We start from the raw sequence: 17,288 nt of genomic DNA on the forward strand, positions 1-17,288 counted from the left end.
ATCGGGGGCGATGGGCGGTCCAAGTCACAGCTCAGGCACAATGCCGGGGCGGCCTCAACCGTCCTCGCGCCACGGGCCGACGGTCTCGACCGGCTGCGTGACGTCCGAGGCCAGGGCCCCGGCGTCCTGCTGGTCGCCCACCCGGTGCACCTTGACCAGGTTGGTGGATCCGGCCACGCCTGGGGGCGAGCCGGCGCAGATCACCACGAGGTCGCCGGCGCTGGCCGTCCCGGACTTGTAGAGGTAGCGGTCGACCTGCTTGGTCATGTCGTCCGTGTGGCCCACGGACTTCGCGTGGATCGACTCGACGCCCCACAGCAGCGCGCAGAACGCCTGGACCTTGGGGTTCGGCGTGAAGGCCAGGATCGGCTGCGGCGGGCGCAGGCGGCAGAGCCGGCGGGCCGAGTCGCCCGACTGGGTGAACGCGGTGATGTAGGGGATGTCCAGCTGACGCGCGATGGTCACGGCCGCGCGGGTGATGGCACCGCCGCGGGTGCGCGGTTCGGTGGTCAGACCGCCGATGCGCTCCAGGCCGTGGCGCTCGGTGGCCTCCACGATCTGGGCCATGGTCTGCAGCGCCTCGATCGGGTACTTGCCGATGGAGGTCTCACCGGAGAGCATGACGGCGTCCGCGCCGTCCAGCACGGCGTTGGCGCAGTCCGAGGCCTCCGCACGGGTCGGGCGCGGGTTGTCCATCATGGTCTCGAGCACCTGCGTGGCCACGATCACCGGCTTGGCCCAGCGGCGCGCGAGCTCGATCGCGCGCTTCTGCACCAGCGGGACCTCCTCGAGGGGCAGCTCGACGCCGAGGTCGCCGCGGGCGACCATGATGCCGTCGAAGGCGTCGATGATCTCGTGGAGGTTCTCCACGGCCTGCGGCTTCTCGATCTTGGCGATCACCGGGAGGCGAATGCCCTCCTCGTCCATGATCTCGTGCACGCGGGAGACGTCGTCGCCGCTGCGCACGAAGGACAGGGCGATCATGTCCACGCCGGTGCGCACGGCCCAGCGCAGGTCGTCCTCGTCCTTCTCCGACAGGGCCGGGACGTTGACGGCGACGCCGGGCAGGTTGATGCCCTTGTTGTTGGAGACCTTGCCGGGGACCTCGACGACGGTGGTGACGTCCGTGTCGGAGACGGCCGTGGCCCGCAGGCGGACCTTGCCGTCGTCGATCAGCAGTTCGTCGCCGACCTTGACGTCCTGGGGCAGGCCCTTGAAGGTGGTCCCGCAGCGTTCCTTGGTGCCCTCGATGTCCTCCACGGTGATCGTGAAGACGTCGCCGACGTCCAGGAAGTGGGGGCCATCGGCGAAGGTGCCCAGGCGGATCTTGGGGCCCTGCAGGTCGGCCAGGATGGCCAGGTTGTGGCCCAGGTCCGCCGCTGCCCGGCGCAGGGTCTCGTACTGCGCGAGGTGGGTCTCGTGGGTGTCGTGGCTCATGTTCAGGCGCGCGACGTTGAGTCCCGCCTGAATGGCCTCCGTGATCTTCTCGTAGGAGGAAATAGCCGGCCCGATAGTGGCCACGATCTTGGCGCGTCTCATAGTTGATACCTCTCGGTCGAGTACTGCTTGCGGCGTGAACGGCGCGCACGTCGACCCGTAACGTGCGTAGCTCCGGGGGCCGACGCGGCGTCACTGCCAGGACGTAGCGGAACATGGATGCCCGCTTCCCTGCTAAGCCTACCCGTACGCTTCGCCGGGGGCAGGAACGGCAGCGGCGGCGGGTTGCTCGGCCCGCCGCCGCGGTGGGGCACCGGGTTCACGGGTGCCGGGTACTGGACCGGCCCGGTGCGAGCCGATCCAGTACAGAACAGTTCAGTACAGGACAGTTCAGTACAGGACAGTTCAGCGCAGGTCGATGCCCCGCGTGGTCGGTCCCACGGGGAAGGGCAGCCGGGTGTCACCCGTCAGGAACTCCTCCACCGCGGCGGCGCAGGCGCGTCCCTCGGCGATGGCCCATACGACGAGCGAGGCCCCGCGGCCGGCGTCGCCGCAGGAGAACACGCCGTCGACGTTGGTCATGTAGGCGTCATCCCGGGCGATGTTGCCGCGGCGGTCCAGGTCGGTGCCGATCTGGGCCACCGCCTGCTCCGACTCGTTGCCGGTGAAGCCCAGCGCCAGGAGCACCAGATCCGCCGGCACGATCCGCTCCGTGCCCTCCTTGGGCACGCGGCGGCCGTCCGGCAGGTACTCCGTCTCGGCCACGCGCAGGCCGGTGACCCTGCCGTCCTCCCCCAGGAACTCCACGGTCGAGGACAGGTAGACGCGGTCGACGCCCTCCTCGTGGGACGAGGAGACGTCCTGGACCCGCGGGTCCATGGGCCACGGCTGGTCCTCCGGCCGGTCCAGGGGCAGCTCGAAGCCGATCGCGATGTTGGTCACCGACGCGGCGTTCTGCCGGTTGGCGGTGCCGATGCAGTCCGAGCCGGTGTCGCCGCCGCCCAGGACCACCACGTGCTTGCCGTCGGCGCGGATCTGGTCGGGCACCTCGTCCCCGGCCACCACGCGGTTGGACTGGGTCAGGTACTCCATGGCGTGATGGACGCCGTCGAGCTCCCGTCCGGGGGCGTTCAGCTCCCTGGCCTCCAGGGCGCCGGTGGCCACCACGATGGCGTCGTAGCGGCGGCGCAGCTGATCCCAGGTGATGTCCTTGCCGATCTCCACGCCCGTGCGGAAGCGGGTGCCTTCGGCCCGCATGACCTCCAGCCGGCGGTCCAGCACCTCTTTCTCGAGCTTGAAGTCCGGGATGCCGTAGCGCAGCAGGCCGCCGATCCGGTCATCCCGCTCGTAGACGGCGACCGTGAAGCCGGCCTGGGTGAGCTGCTGGGCCGCAGCGAGCCCCGCGGGTCCCGACCCGACGACGGCGACGGTCTGGCCGACCAGCCGGTCCGGGATGAAGGGCTGCACGATGCCCTCGTCGAAGCCGATCTCGCCGATCGAGTACTCGACCTGCTTGATGGTCACGGCCGGCTGGTTGATGCCGAGCACGCACGAGGTCTCGCACGGCGCGGGACACACCCGTCCCGTGAACTCCGGGAAGTTGTTGGTCGCGTGCATCCGCTCCACGGCCTCGCGGCTGCGGCCGCGCCACACCAGGTCGTTCCACTCCGGGATCAGGTTGCCCAGCGGGCAGCCCCGATGGCAGAACGGGATGCCGCAGTCCATGCAGCGCCCCGCCTGTGCTTTGAGCACCGCGGAGTCCTGCTCGGTCTGGACCTCGTTGAAGTCCATGATGCGCACGGGGACCGGCCGCTTGGGGCGGTCCTGGCGTTCGGTGGTCTTGAGGAATCCGCGCGGGTCAGCCACGGGTGGTCACCTCCAGGATCTTGTTCCAGGTGTCGGAGCCGTCGGGGTCCGCCCCGCTGGCCTCCGCCTCCGCACGGATGCCGAGCACGGCGGAGTAGTCGCGCGGCAGGACCTTCGTGAGCCGGGCGATCGTCCCCGGGAGGTCGCACAGCAGGGACTCGGCATGGGCGGAGCCGGTCTCCTCGACGTGACGCCGCAGCAGGTCCCTGACGGTGTCGACGTCGTTGTCGTCCAGCCCGGAGAGCGTGAGCTCCCCGGAGGTGCGGGACTGGAGGTTGACCGAGGTCTCGGCCAGGTCCAGGACGTAGGCCACACCTCCCGACATGCCGGCGCCGAAGTTCCGGCCGGTGGGGCCGATGATCAGCGCACGGCCACCGGTCATGTACTCGCAGCCGTGGTCGCCGATGCCCTCGACCACCGCGGTGGCCCCGGAGTTGCGCACCAGGAACCGCTCCCCCACGCGTCCGCTCAGGAAGATCTCCCCGCTCGTGGCGCCGTAGCCGATGACGTTGCCGGCCACCACGTTGTCCTCGGCCGCGAAGCCGGCATCGCGCTCGGGACGGACGATGATGCGTCCGCCGGAAAGCCCCTTGCCGGTGTAGTCGTTGGCGTCGCCCTCCAGCCGCAGGGTGATCCCCTTCGGCATGAAGGCGCCCAGCGACTGGCCCGCCTGCCCCGACAGGGCGACGGTGATGGTGTCATCGGCCAGCTCGTCGATCTGGAAGGTGCGGGTGACCTCGTGGCCCAGCATGGTGCCCACGGAACGGTCGGTGTTGACGATCGTGTGCTGCAGGGCGACGGGCTCGCGACCGGTCAGGGCCGGAGCCGCCTCCTCGATCAGGCGGACGTCGAAGTGCTTCTCCAGCTCGTGGTTCTGGCCCTTGCCGGAGCGCACCGCGCGCCCCTCGTGCTCGAGCACCGACGAGTGCAGGATCGGCGACAGGTCCAGCCCGCTGGCCTTCCAGTGGTCGATGGCCTTTTCAGTGCGCAGCACCTCGGCGTGGCCGATGGCCTCCTCCAGGGTGCGGAAGCCCAGCTGGGCCAGCAGCTCGCGGACCTCCTCGGCGATGAAGCGGAAGAAGTTCACCACGTGCTCGGCCTTGCCGGTGAAGCGCTCGCGCAGGACGGGGTTCTGCGTCGCGACCCCCACCGGGCAGGTGTCCAGGTGGCACTTGCGCATCATGATGCATCCCTCGACCACCAGCGGGGCGGTGGCGAAGCCGAACTCCTCGGCGCCCAGCAGGGCGGCGACCATGACGTCGCGTCCGGTCTTGAGCTGCCCGTCGGCCTGCACCACCACGCGCTCGCGCAGGTTGTTGAGCATGAGCGTCTGCTGGGTCTCGGCCAGGCCGAGCTCCCAGGGCAGCCCGGCGTGCTTGAGCGAGTTCAGCGGCGCGGCACCCGTTCCGCCGTCGTGGCCGGAGACCAGCACGACGTCGGCCCGTGCCTTGGTCACGCCGCTGGCGACGGTGCCGATCCCGATCTCCGAGACCAGCTTGACGTGCACCCGCGCGCTCGGGTTGGAGCGCTTGAGGTCGTAGATGAGCTGGGCGAGGTCCTCGATCGAGTAGATGTCGTGGTGCGGCGGGGGCGAGATCAGCGACACCCCGGGGGTCGAATGACGGGTCCGGGCCACCCAGGGGTAGACCTTCTGCGCCATGAGCTGACCGCCCTCGCCGGGCTTGGCGCCCTGGGCCATCTTGATCTGGATGTCCGTGGCGTTGGTCAGGTAGAGACTGGTCACGCCGAAGCGTCCCGAGGCCACCTGCTTGATCGCCGAGCGGCGGACGGGGTCCATGAGCCGGTCGACGTCCTCGCCGCCCTCGCCCGTGTTGGACTTGCCGCCGATCTGGTTCATCGCGATCGCCAGGGTCTCGTGCGCTTCCTTGGAGATCGACCCGTAGGACATGGCCCCGGTGGAGAAGCGCTTGAGGATCTCCTCGGCGGACTCGACGTCGTCGATGGAGATCGGCGTGCGGGAGTCGTCGAAGGCGAGAAGCCCGCGGATGGTCTTCAGCTCCTCGGCCTGGTCGTCGACCAGGCGCGTGTAGGTCTTGAAGATGTCGTAGCGGCCGGTGCGGGTCGCATGCTGCAGGCGGAAGACCGTCTCCGGGCTGAACAGGTGCGGTGCGCCGTCGCGGCGCCAGTCGTACTCGCCACCGGTGTCCAGGCCGATGTAGGGCTCCTTGACCCCGTCCGCCGGGTAGCCCCGGCGGTGCCGGGCGGCGGCCTCCTCGGCGATGACGTCCAGGCCCACGCCGTCGATCTGCGATGGCGTACCGGCGAAGAAGTCGTCGATCAGCTCGCGGGACAACCCCAGGGCCTCGAAGGTCTGGGCGCCGCAGTAGGAGGAGACCGTGGAGATGCCCATCTTGGACATGATCTTCTGCACGCCCTTGCCCAGGGCCTTGATCAGGTTGGTGACGGCCTGTTCCTCGGTCCGGCCTTCGACCTGGCCGGTACGCACTAGCTCCTCGGCGGACTCCATGGCCAGGTAGGGGTTGACGGCGGAGGCGCCGTAGCCCACGAGCAGCGCCACGTGGTGCACTTCGCGCACGTCGCCGGCCTCCACGATCAGCGAGCACTTGGTCCTGGTGGCCGAGCGCAGCAGGTGGTGGTGGATCGCGCTGGTCAGCAGCAGGGACGGGATGGGCGCCCACTGGCCGTTGGAGTCGCGGTCGGAGACCACCACGAACTCCACGCCGCGGTTCACGGCGGCGGAGACCTTCTCGCAGATCTCGGCGATCCGCTCCCGCAGGCCGGCTCCCCCGCCCTCCGGACGGTAGAGGCCGCGGACCTTGAGGGCGATGGGCATGCCGTCGTCGTCGTCCAGGTGCAGGATCTGGTCGAGCTGGTCGTTGTTGATCACCGGGAAGTCCAGGCCGACCTGGTGGGTGCGCACCTGCTTCGTGGTCAGCAGATTGCCCGTGGGGCCCAGGGCTCCCTTGAGGCTCGTCACGAGCTCCTCGCGGATGGCGTCCAGCGGCGGGTTGGTGACCTGCGCGAAGGCCTGTACGAAGTAGTCGAAGAGCAGCCGCGGCCGGTCGGCCAGCACGGCGACCGGGGTGTCGGTGCCCATCGCGTAGATCGGCTCCGCACCGGTCGTGGCCATGGGGCCGATGATCTTGCGCAGCTCCTCGTAGGTGTAGCCGAAGGTCTTCTGGCGCAGCTCGATAGACCGGGGCGGGTGCACCATGTGCTCGCGCTGGGGCAGGTCGTCGAAGCTGACCAGGTTGCCGGCGGTCCATTCCTTCCAGGGCCTGAGCGTGGCGACCTCGCGCTTGATCTCCTCGTCCTCGATGATCCGGCCGGCCACCGTGTCGACCAGGAACATGGTTCCCGGCGAGACCCGGCCCTTGCGCACGATCTTGCGGTCGGAGAGGTCGACGACGCCGACCTCCGAGGCGAAGACCACGAGGCCGTCCGCGGTCTCCCAGTAGCGGCCCGGCCGCAGGCCATTCCGGTCCAGGACCGAGCCCACGCGGCGCCCATCCGTGAAGGCGACGGCGGCGGGGCCGTCCCACGGCTCCATGAGCGTGGAATGGTATTCGTAGAAGGCCTTGCGGTCCGGGTCCATGGTCTCGTGGTTCTCCCAGGCCTCCGGGATCATCATCATCATGGCCTGGGTGACGGGGCGGCCCGAGAGCATGAGCAGCTCCGCGACCTCGTCCAGCGACTGGGAGTCGGACGCGCCGTCGGAGCAGATCGGGAACAGCTCCTCCGGGTTGCGGCCCAGCAGAGGGGACTTCAGCTGCGACTGGCGGGCCCGCATCCAGTTGCGGTTGCCCTTGACCGTGTTGATCTCCCCGTTGTGCGCCAGGATCCGCATGGGCTGGGCCAGCGGCCACGAGGGGAAGGTGTTGGTCGAGAACCGGGAATGGACGATGGCCAGCTGCGTGCCGAACCGCTCATCGGACAGGTCCGGGTAGAACGGCTCGAGCTGGGCCGTCGTGAGCATGCCCTTGTAGACGATGGTCGACGACGAGAAAGAGGGGAAGTAGACCCCCAGGCGGTTCTGCGACCGCTTGCGCAGCCGGAAGGCCTTCTGGTCCAGCTGCCGCTGGGCCGCTTCGCCGTCGAGGCTGAAGACGGGGATGTGCCCGGTGAAGGCCTCGTCGGCGTCGGCGGCCTCGCGGACGAACATCTGCACGAAATACGGCATGACGGAGCGCGCGGCGGAGCCGACGGCGGAGACCTCGATGGGCACGTCGCGCCAGCCGAGGACCTCGAGGCCCTCGGCCTCCGCGATGCCGGTCATCGCGGCCTTGAGCTTCTCGGCCTTCTTCGTCCCCTGCGTGTCGGTCGGCAGGAAGGCCGAGCCCACGGCGTAGCTGCCGAACGGGGGCAGCTCGAAGTCCAGGATCTCGCGGAAGAACGCGTCCGGCAGCTGCAGGAGGATCCCGGCGCCGTCGCCCGTGCCCTCGTCGCCGCCCACAGCACCGCGGTGCTCGAGTGCGCGCAGCGCGATGAGTGCCTTCTCGACGATCTCGTGGCTGGCCTGTCCGTTCAGGGTGGCCAGGACGGCCAGGCCGCAGGCGTCCTTCTCCTCCTGGGGCTTGTAGAGCCCCTGTTCCTCAGGTGCCGTGGAGAAGCGGCGGAACGGGGAGATCACCGGTTCCTCGCCGGACTCTCGCGCCTCAGCGGAGGCCTCCGCGGGGCGCGGATCCGCGCCCTCTTCGACGACGGCCTCATCGGCCTCGACCTGGCTCTGGGGATCCTGCTGTCCGCGATCGGACTGCGACATAGGGGTTCTCCTCACTGGACGGGACTGTAACCCTCCTCATCGGGCCAGCGCGGGCAAGCGGCAACACTAAGGAGTGGATGAGCGGTTCGTCCTCGGACCGGTCGTCGAGAGAATACGCCGACGACGTTGCACACTTGTTACCTGGCTGAAATCTCCGGATCGCGGAGCCCTGGTCAGCCTGTGGGCGCGTGTCAAAGTGCAGTCGAAAATCTATCACGGCTCCGGGGCTCTCCCGCGCTCGCGGACATGGCGGCGGCCGGCCCCGGACGCCTCAGGAGAGCCGCGTGGGCCCGGCGCTGCCGGGGCCCGGTGTTCGCGCGGATCCGGATGTTTCTTCCCGCCGGCGGGCACGGGCACCCAGCACTACGAACAACGCGGCCCCGATCAGGATGATTCCCGCCGCCGTGTATACGTGGATGCGCAGCCCCCACAGCATGTAGGAGGGGTCGATGCGCAGGAACAGCTCGATGAGCATCCGGCCCAGCCCGTACCAGACCAGGTACAGACCGAAGAGCCTGCCGCCGTCGTCCGCTGCTGCGGTACGGGGCGATCTGCTGAGCCAGATCAGCACCGCTGCCCCCAGCAGATTCCAGATCGACTCGTAGAGGAAGGTCGGGTGGAAGAGGGTGTCGGCGGGCATGCCCGCCGGGAAGTTCCCGGAGGCGGGGTCGATCTCGAGGCCCCAGGGCAGGGTGGTGGGGCTGCCGAAGAGCTCCTGGTTGAACCAGTTGCCCCACCTGCCGATGGCCTGGGCGACCAGGAGGCCGGGAGCCAGGCAGTCCGCGAAGGTCGCGAAGGACACCTTGTTGCGGCGGCAGATGATCCAGACGCCGATGGCGCCGAAGGCCACCGCGCCCATGATCCCGAGGCCGCCGTGCCAGAGCAGGGGGATCTCCCGGAAGCCCTCCCAGGAACCGAAGTAGTAGGTGGGATCCGTGATCGCCACGTGGTAGAGCCTGGCACCCACGATCCCGAGGGGAATGGCGAGCAGCGCGGCGTCCAGGACGATGTCGGGATCCAGTCCGCGGTCGCGCCACCGCTTGCGGGCGATGAGCACCGCGGCCACCATGCCGAGCATGATGCACAGCGCATAGGCGTGGATCGTGATGGGCCCGATGCTGAGACCGGACCAGCTGGGCGAGGGGATGGCGAGGGGCGTCAGCACCATGGGCGTCAGCTCCGTCCGGCCAGTTCCGCGGTCAGCTTCCCCACGGCGGCCGGGCCGCCTTCGCCGAGTGCCTTGACCAGTGCCGTGCCCACGATGACGCCGTCGGCGTAGGCCCCGAGCTCCTCGACGTGCTCCCTGCGCGAGACCCCGAGGCCCACGCACACGTTCTCGGCGCCCGCGGCCCGGGCGCGCTCGACGACCGACTCCGCGGCGCTGGAGACCACGTCCCGAGCTCCGGTCACGCCCATGACCGACACGGCGTAGACGAAGCCGCTGGAGGCCTTGACCGTCAGTTCCATGCGCTCGCGGGAGCTGGAGGGGGCGACGAGGAAGATCCGGTCCAGCCCGTGCCGGACCGAGGCCTCGAACCATTCCGCGGCCTCGTCGGGGATCAGGTCCGGGGTGATGATCCCCGCGCCTCCCGCCTGGGCCAGTTCGCGCGCGAAGCGGTCCACGCCCCGTTGCATGACGGGGTTCCAGTAGGTCATCACGATCGGCACGGCATCGGTCCGGGTGGCGATGGCCTCGATCACCTCGAAGACCTGGGCCACCCGGAAGCCGTTGGCCAGGGCCGTGGTGGTGGCGTGCTGGATCACCGAGCCGTCCATGACGGGGTCGGAGTACGGGATCCCGATCTCGATGACGTCCGCGCCGTTGTTGCCCAGGGCCACGGCGGCGTCGATCGATTCCTCCAGTGTCGGATAGCCGGCGGGCAGGTACCCGACCAGGGCCGGGCGCCCCTCGGCTCTGCACTGCGCGATCCGCGCCGAGAGCCTCGAGTCCCGTGGGGTGAGCACCTCGGCGGGCAGGATTCGCGATACCAGGTCTGCGGGCTGTTCCACAGTCATCACTGGGCCTCCTCGTCCATCTCGTCGTGATTCTCGGAGACCATGCCGAACCATTTGGCGGCCGTGGCCACGTCCTTGTCGCCTCGTCCCGAGAGGGAGACGACGACGACCTTCTCGGCGGCCGCTTCCTCCCCCAGCTCGTCGCGCCAGCGGCGGCCGAGTTTCACCGCCCCTGCCAGGGCGTGCGAGGACTCGATGGCGGGGATGATGCCTTCCGTCCGGCACAGCAGCCGGAAGGCGTCCATGGCCTCGGAGTCGGTCACGGCCTCGTAGGTGGCCCGGCCCGCAGCGCTGAGGTGGGCGTGCTCGGGCCCGACCGCCGGGTAGTCCAGGCCCGCGGAGATCGAGTGGGACTCGATGGTCTGCCCGTCCTCGTCCTGCATCAGGTAGGTCCTGGCCCCGTGCATGACCCCGGGACGGCCCAGGGAGATCGTGGCGGCGTGACGCGGGGTGTCCAGGCCGTCTCCGCCGGCCTCGAAGCCCCACAGCTCGACCGATTCGTCGTCCAGGAACCCGTGGAAGATGCCGATCGCGTTGGACCCTCCGCCCACGCAGGCCGCGACGGCATCGGGGAGGCGGCCCAGCTGAGCCAGGCACTGCGCACGGGCCTCGTCGCCGATCTGCTGGTGGAACCAGCGGACCATCGCGGGGAACGGGTGGGCGCCGGCTGCGGTGCCCAGCAGGTAGTGGGTGGTGTCGACGGAGGCCACCCAGTCCCTCAGCGCCTCGTTGATCGCGTCCTTCAGGGTCCGCGAGCCGTTCTTGACCGGGACGACGGTGGCGCCCAGCAGCTCCATCCGGGCGACGTTGAGAGCCTGGCGCTGGGTGTCCTCCTCGCCCATGTAGACCACGCACTCCATGCCCATGAGCGCGGCGACGGTGGCCGTCGCCACGCCGTGCTGGCCGGCGCCCGTCTCCGCGATCAGGCGGTGCTTGCCCATGCGCTTGGCCATGAGGGCCTGGCCCAGGACGTTGTTGATCTTGTGGGAGCCCGTGTGGTTGAGGTCCTCGCGCTTGAGCAGCACGCGGCAGCCGACCGCCTCCGAGAACCGCTCGGCCTCCGTGAGCAGGGAGGGCCGGTTGGCGTAGTCACGGCTCAGCCGCTGGAACTCCTGCTGGAACTCGACGTCGGCCTTGGCCTTCTCGAAGGTCTCCTCCAGCTGGTCCAGGGCTGCGATCAGGGACTCCGGCATCCACCGGCCGCCGAACTCCCCGAAGTAGGGTCCCGGCGCCTCGGACCAGCGATGGCCACCGGTGGTGCGTTCCGCGCGTGCCGCCGCCCGGGCGGAGGCGCCCACGGTCCGGAACGCCGTCACGGTTCCGGTGGGATCCCCGGCCCGGACGAGCGCCTCCCCGGTCAGCACGGCATCGGCGCCGTGCCGGGCGTACAGCTCCACCTGTTCCCCGGAGCTGACTCCGGATTCCGCGACCAGGACGGCGTCGTGCGGCAGTTTCTCCGCCAGGCGCCCGAACAGGTCCGGGTCGACCTCGAGGGTCTTGAGGTTGCGCGTGTTGACGCCGACGATCTTCGCGCCGACGGCCCGGGCCCGCTCGACCTCCTCGTCCGTGTGCGTCTCCACGAGGGCCTCCATGCCCAGGCTGCGCGTGAGCTCCAGGAAATGCCGCAAGGTCTCGTCGTCCAGGGCGGCCACGATGAGCAGTACCAGGTCGGCGCCGTGGGCACGGGCCTCCCAGATCTGGTAGTCGTCCACGGTGAAGTCCTTGCGCAGCACCGGGATCCCCACGGCGGCGCGGACGGCGTCGAGGTCCTCGAGCGATCCGTTGAAACGGCGGGCCTCGGTCAGCACCGAGATCACCGCGGCCCCTCCCCGCTCGTAGGCCGCGGCGAGCAGCGCGGGATCGGCGATGGGCGCCAGGGCACCCTTGGACGGCGAGGACCGCTTGACCTCGGCGATGACCTCCAGGGAGTCCGGGTGGGTTCCGCGCAGGGCGCTCACGGCGTCCAGGGCAGCCGGAGCGGCCGCGGCCGCGGCCTTGATCTCCTCGAGCGGGATCAGCTCTTGACGGGCGGCGAGATCCTCCCGGACGCCGGCGATGATGGCGTCCAATACCGTGCCCGTGGTCTCGGCACGGCCGGCTCCGGTGTACTGGGTCATGCTGGTCTCAATCCTTCATGCGTTCTCGCCGGTCATGATCGCCCGTGCCGGCAGGCCGTGGTGCAGTGTCCAGGCCCGTCAGACAAATGACCAGTCCCGCGCGAGGGACTGGTCATTGCGGTGGGTTCTGCGCGAACCCCGGTTGCAGTTGCCTCGACGCCCCGGCGGACTCACGGCGCACGCGGGCCTCAGCCCGCGTTGCCGCTTCCCCGCCGTACAGCGATCAGTGCGCGGGGCCGCCGTTCTCCGCGGCGCGCTTGGCCTCGCCTTCGTAGCCGAGACCCATCTTCTTCATGATGTAGCCGACCACCAGGCCCACGACGACGATTGCGACCCCGACCCACAGCATCGGCATCACGCTGATGGTGAAGCCCACGACGGCGACCAGGACGCCCACCGTCATAATCGCGATGCAGGCCCAGGCAGCCGGAGTACTGCCGTGGCCGACGTAACCGGTGTGGTCCAGGACGATCTCATTCTGGTTCGACATCTACTCGGTCTCCCATGGAATTGTGCGGTGGTTCTGTGCGGGTGCGCTCGTGGTGCGTGTCCGTGGCGCCGCTCTTCGTCCCATTGTGCCATTGAGCGGACTGTGCGGCGGACTCAACGCCCCGTGGGGTCCTCGCCCTCGCTCAACGCGTCCCAGGTGTCGATCCCATCGCGCCGAGCGGCGTCCGGGTCGTGCACCGCCCCGGTGCCTCCGTCCACGGCTTCCGCGCCGGAAGCTCCCTGGACCGCGGCGGCTCCCGCGTCCCGTTCGCGCCGGTACTTCGTGACGCCCGTAGTGCTCCACGAACGCATGGCCACGAGGATCCACGCTCCCGCCAGGGCCAGCAGCACCGCCATGGCGAGGCTCAGCCACGGCCATACCGTGATCGAGTGCTGGCTCTGCGAGCCGATGATGCCGGCGGTCTCCCCGACCGTGGAGGCCGCTGAGCGCTCAGGGTCGGCGACGGCGGAGACCACGGAGAACACGGCCCCGACGGCCGCAGCCGTCAGCGCGCCGGCCACGACCCAGCGCAGCCTCGGACCCGCGATGGTCAGGGCGAGTGCCGCGGCAGCGCTCACGAGCGCCAGCGCCGGGACGGCTGGCGTGGCGTCGGTGCCGCGCACCTCGACCTGGATCTCCTGGACGGGGCTGGGGACGGTCACCTGGAACCAGACCATGGAGGCGGTACCGAACAGGAGCGCTGCCAGGAGCAGGCCCACCACGATCAGCCGCGACTTGGAATGCCAGGCGGTCATAGGCGCTCCCCTTTCTCCAGTCCGCGCAGTCTCGTCGCGGTGAGAGCCGCCCTCATGGGCGCCGTCGCCTTGTTGAGGGATTCCGTGGCCTCGGTCTCGGGCACCGAGTCCGCCACGATCCCCCCGCCCGCCTGCACGTAGGCCTTGCCGTCGACCAGCAGGGCGGTCCGGATGGCGATGGCCATGTCCATGTCCCCGGCGAAGTCCATATAACCGACCACCCCGCCGTAGATGGCGCGCCGGAACGGCTCGTACTCGTCGAGCAGCTGCAATGCCCTCGGCTTGGGCGCACCCGAGAGCGTGCCCGCCGGGAAGGTCGCAGCTAGGACGTCGTAGGCGCTGGTGCCGCGGCGCATCTGGCCCACGACGTTCGAGCACAGGTGCATGATGTGGCTGAAGCGCTCGACCTCCATGAACTCGGTGACATCCACCGAACCCGGGACGCAGACCTTGGACAGATCGTTCCGGGAGAGGTCCACGAGCATCAGGTGCTCGGCGCGCTCCTTCTCGTCCGCCAGCAGGTCCTTCTCCATCACCAGGTCCTCGGCGGGAGTCGCGCCGCGCGGGCGGGAACCGGCGATGGGGTGGGTGACCACCTCCCGGTCGGTCACCGTCACCAGTGCCTCCGGGGAGGAGCCGACCACCTGGTAGTCGCGCCCGGTGGCGTCCTCGAAGGAGTACAGGTACATGTACGGGCTCGGGTTGATGCGGCGCAGCGTCCGGTAGACGTCCAGCGCCCCGGCTTCGCAAGGCGTCTCGAAGCGCCTGGAGATCACCACCTGGAAGATCTCGCCGTCCACGATGGCCTGCTTGGCCTCGTTGATCGAGTCGATGAAGATCTGCCGGTCCCAGGACTGGTCGACGACCGCCTCCAGGTCCCCGGTCCCGTCCGCATCCCCCCGGCCGGTGTCCCGGAGCACGCTGACCTGGCCGGCCGGCGAGGACAGCTTCTCCAGCATCGCGTGCACGCGCTCGACCGCGTCGGCATAGGCCTCGTCAACCCGCTCGTCGGTGCCGTCCGTGTTGATGGCGTTGGCGACCAGGGTCACGGTCCCGTTCTGGTTGTCGTGCACGGCCATGTCGGACACCAGATTCATGGCGAGCATGGGGATCCGGAGGTCGTCCTCAGGAGGATTGGGCAGTCGCTCCCAGTGGCGCACGGCCTCCCAGCCCACGAAACCGACCATTCCGGAGGTCAGCGGCGGGGCGTCCGTGAACCGGGAGGTGTGCAGCAGCTCCATGGTCGCCTGCAGGACGTCGACGGGGCTGCCTTCGGTGGGCACACCCGCAGGCGGCTGCCCGATCCAGTGCGCCTCGTCGGCCTTGCTGGTCAGGGTGGCCCGGGAGCTGACCCCGACCCACGACCAGCGCGACCAGATCCCCTGGGCCGCGGACTCGAGCAGGAAGGTCCCGGCGGGCGCGGTCCCGTCAGGGCGCATGACCAGGGTGCGGTAGATCCCGATGGGGGTCATGGCGTCCGCGAGGACCGTGGTCCGCACCGGGACCACCCGGTGGGATGCGGCCAGTTGCCTGAACTCCTCCAGCGAGGGGGTGATCGTGCCCAGCTGCTCCATGTGCGCTCTCCTGAGATTTCGACGGACGGGTGAGGGACGGGTGCCTGCCGTGACGGTGCCCCGTCATCGCGGGGGCATCGGGCCGCGGGTCAGGTCCCGGTCGGGGCGCTTCCGACCACGGCCGGCAGCCGGCCGCCGTCGAAGCACGTCCGGGTGTTGCGATGGCAGGCGGCTCCGACCTGTTCGACCTCGACCAGCAGGGCATCGCCGTCGCAGTCCAGAGCGACGGATTTCACGTACTGCCGGTGCCCGGAGGTGTCCCCCTTGCGCCAATACTCGCCGCGGGACCGGGACCAGAAGGTGACACGTCCTGTGCTCAGGGTCCGGCGCAGGGCTTCGTCGTCCATCCAGCCGAGCATGAGCACCTCGCCGGTGACCTGCTCCTGGATGATCGCGGCGACCAGGCCCTGGTCGTCGCGTTTGAGCCGCTCGGCGATCCGCGGGTCCAGCATGGAGGCGGACTCGCCCGCCGCGGTGAGGTGTCCGGTCTCGGGCTGCCGACCGGGTGAACTCGGTGAGGGTTGTTCAGGCATCACGGGACACTATAGGCGCGTCGGCAGGCTCCCCGCGCCCGCTCATCGGACCGGGTGTCCCTCGGCGCGCAACGCGGCCTTGACCTCTGCGATGGCTCCGACGGGCCCGAAGTGGAACACCGAGGCGGCGAGCACCGCATCCGCTCCGGCGGCCACGGCCGGGGGGAAGTGCGCCGGCTCCCCGGCGCCGCCGGAGGCGATCAGGGGGACGGTGGTGGCCGCGCGTACCTCGCGGATCATCTCGAGATCGAAGCCGGCCTTCGTCCCGTCGGCGTCCATCGAGTTCAGCAGGATCTCCCCCACGCCCCGGGCCTCCGCCTCGGCGGCCCATTCCACGGCGTCGATCCCGGTCGAGCGGCGACCGCCGTGCGTCGTCACCTCGAACCCCGAGGGGGTGGATCCGGTGCGTTTGGCGTCGCAGGAGAGCACGAGGACCTGGTTGCCGAACCGCCGGGTGATCTCGTCGATCACCTCGGGCCGGGCGATGGCCGCCGTGTTGATGGAGGTCTTGTCCGCCCCGCACCTCAGGAGACGGTCCACATCCTCGACCGTGCGGACGCCGCCACCCACCGTGAGCGGGATGAACACCTGCTCCGCCGTGCGCGCCACCACGTCGAACATGGTGGCCCGTGCGGAGGAGGAGGCCGTGACGTCGAGGAAGGTCAGCTCGTCCGCCCCGGCCCGGTTGTACCGCTCCGCGAGCTCGACCGGGTCCCCGGCGTCGCGGAGGTTCTCGAAGTTCACGCCCTTGACCACGCGCCCGGCGTCGACATCCAGGCAGGGGATCACGCGCACTGCAACGGTCACGGGAATCGATCCTCTCGATCGGGGCGGGACAGCGGCTCGGCGCCCGTTCCGGGCACGTCCCGCGTGGTTGAGGTCAGATGCGCGCCGCGTGGATGGGCGAGACCAGGATGGCACGCGCGCCGGCGGCGTACAGGGCGTCCATCACCTTGTTGGTGTCCGCGCGCAGCACCATCGCGCGAACGGCCATGGAACTGCCGTGGCCCAGCGGAGAGATGGTCGGTCCTTGCATCCCCGGGGTGATGGCGGTCGTGGCGGCCAGGTCCTCCTCGGCGACGTCGTAGTCGATCATCACGTACTGCCGTGCCACCAGGACACCCTGAAGGCGGCGGCGCAGCACTGCGAGTCCCTCCGGCTCGACCTCGTGGCGCGAGCGGATCAGCAGCGCCTCCGACTTCATGATCGGCTCACCGAATACTTCGAGCCCGGCCGCGCGCAGCGTGTTGCCCGTCTCCACCACATCGGCGATCGCATCGGCCACCCCCAGTCGGATGGAGGACTCCACGGCACCGTCCAGGCGGACGACCTCCGCCTCGATCTCGCGCTCACGGAGGTAGGTGCGCAGCAATTCCGCATAGCTCGTGGCGATGCGCTTCCCCGAGAGATCCTCGAGCCGGCCGAACTGCCCGGCGGGGCCGGCGAATCGGAAGGTCGAGCGGGCGAAGTCCAGGGCGAGGTCCTCATCCGCGTGCGCCCCGGAGTCCAGCAGCAGGTCCCGTCCCGTGATCCCGACGTCGAGCACGTCCCCGCCGACGTAGACCGCGATGTCGCGCGGACGCAGGTAGAAGAACTCGACCTGGTTCTCGGGGTCGATCAGCACCAGTTCCCGTGAGTCGCGGCGCTGCCGGTACCCGGCCTCCCGCAGCATCGATGCGGCGGCTTCGGACAGGGCGCCCTTGTTCGGAACGGCGACGCGCAGCATGGAGATTCCTTTTCCTCTGTGGGTTCAGTG

The 17,288-nt window shown here is 69.8% G+C and carries 12 protein-coding genes; all 12 read right to left on the bottom strand.

Annotation, left to right across the window (positions count from 1 at the left end):
* Positions 1-54: 54 nt before the first annotated feature.
* On the bottom strand, positions 55-1,539 hold the full coding sequence (gene pyk, locus FCK90_RS03600; protein WP_158032930.1) for a pyruvate kinase: 1,485 nt from the start codon (positions 1,537-1,539) through the stop codon (positions 55-57).
* Positions 1,540-1,842: 303 nt separating this feature from the next.
* Positions 1,843-3,303, bottom strand: a complete 1,461-nt coding sequence (locus FCK90_RS03605; RefSeq protein WP_158032931.1) for a glutamate synthase subunit beta — start codon at positions 3,301-3,303, stop codon at positions 1,843-1,845.
* Positions 3,296-8,047 carry a glutamate synthase large subunit gene (gltB, locus tag FCK90_RS03610; RefSeq protein ID WP_158032932.1) on the bottom strand — a complete coding sequence of 1,584 codons (4,752 nt, stop codon included), beginning with the start codon at positions 8,045-8,047 and terminating at the stop codon, positions 3,296-3,298. Before gltB ends, FCK90_RS03605 begins: the two co-directional genes overlap by 8 nt.
* A 271-nt stretch (positions 8,048-8,318) precedes the next feature.
* Positions 8,319-9,215, bottom strand: coding sequence for a prolipoprotein diacylglyceryl transferase (lgt, locus tag FCK90_RS03615; protein ID WP_158032933.1), 897 nt, complete (start codon positions 9,213-9,215; stop codon positions 8,319-8,321).
* Positions 9,216-9,220: 5 nt separating this feature from the next.
* Positions 9,221-10,063: a tryptophan synthase subunit alpha gene (gene trpA / locus FCK90_RS03620; RefSeq protein WP_158032934.1), complete on the bottom strand. Its 843-nt coding sequence runs from the start codon at positions 10,061-10,063 to the stop codon at positions 9,221-9,223.
* Positions 10,063-12,180, bottom strand: coding sequence for a tryptophan synthase subunit beta (gene trpB, locus FCK90_RS03625; RefSeq protein ID WP_158032935.1), 2,118 nt, complete (start codon positions 12,178-12,180; stop codon positions 10,063-10,065). The genes trpA and trpB overlap by 1 nt, the downstream gene beginning before the upstream one ends.
* Before the next feature lie 223 nt (positions 12,181-12,403).
* Complete coding sequence (locus FCK90_RS03630; protein ID WP_158032936.1) at positions 12,404-12,670, bottom strand: HGxxPAAW family protein; 267 nt, start codon at positions 12,668-12,670, stop codon at positions 12,404-12,406.
* A gap of 113 nt (positions 12,671-12,783) precedes the next feature.
* Complete coding sequence (locus FCK90_RS03635; protein WP_158032937.1) at positions 12,784-13,425, bottom strand: Trp biosynthesis-associated membrane protein; 642 nt, start codon at positions 13,423-13,425, stop codon at positions 12,784-12,786.
* Positions 13,422-14,999, bottom strand: a complete 1,578-nt coding sequence (locus FCK90_RS03640) for an anthranilate synthase component I (RefSeq protein ID WP_158032938.1) — start codon at positions 14,997-14,999, stop codon at positions 13,422-13,424. The genes FCK90_RS03635 and FCK90_RS03640 overlap by 4 nt, the downstream gene beginning before the upstream one ends.
* Before the next feature lie 89 nt (positions 15,000-15,088).
* Positions 15,089-15,451 carry a phosphoribosyl-AMP cyclohydrolase gene (gene hisI, locus FCK90_RS03645; protein WP_246179980.1) on the bottom strand — a complete coding sequence of 121 codons (363 nt, stop codon included), beginning with the start codon at positions 15,449-15,451 and terminating at the stop codon, positions 15,089-15,091.
* Between the two features lie 123 nt (positions 15,452-15,574).
* Positions 15,575-16,339, bottom strand: a complete 765-nt coding sequence (hisF, locus tag FCK90_RS03650) for an imidazole glycerol phosphate synthase subunit HisF (protein ID WP_158032940.1) — start codon at positions 16,337-16,339, stop codon at positions 15,575-15,577.
* A 73-nt stretch (positions 16,340-16,412) separates the two neighbouring features.
* Positions 16,413-17,258: an ATP phosphoribosyltransferase gene (gene hisG / locus FCK90_RS03655; protein ID WP_158032941.1), complete on the bottom strand. Its 846-nt coding sequence runs from the start codon at positions 17,256-17,258 to the stop codon at positions 16,413-16,415.
* Positions 17,259-17,288 lie beyond the last annotated feature (30 nt).

The organism is Kocuria coralli (assembly GCF_008831305.1).
GTDB lineage: Bacteria > Actinomycetota > Actinomycetes > Actinomycetales > Micrococcaceae > Kocuria > Kocuria coralli.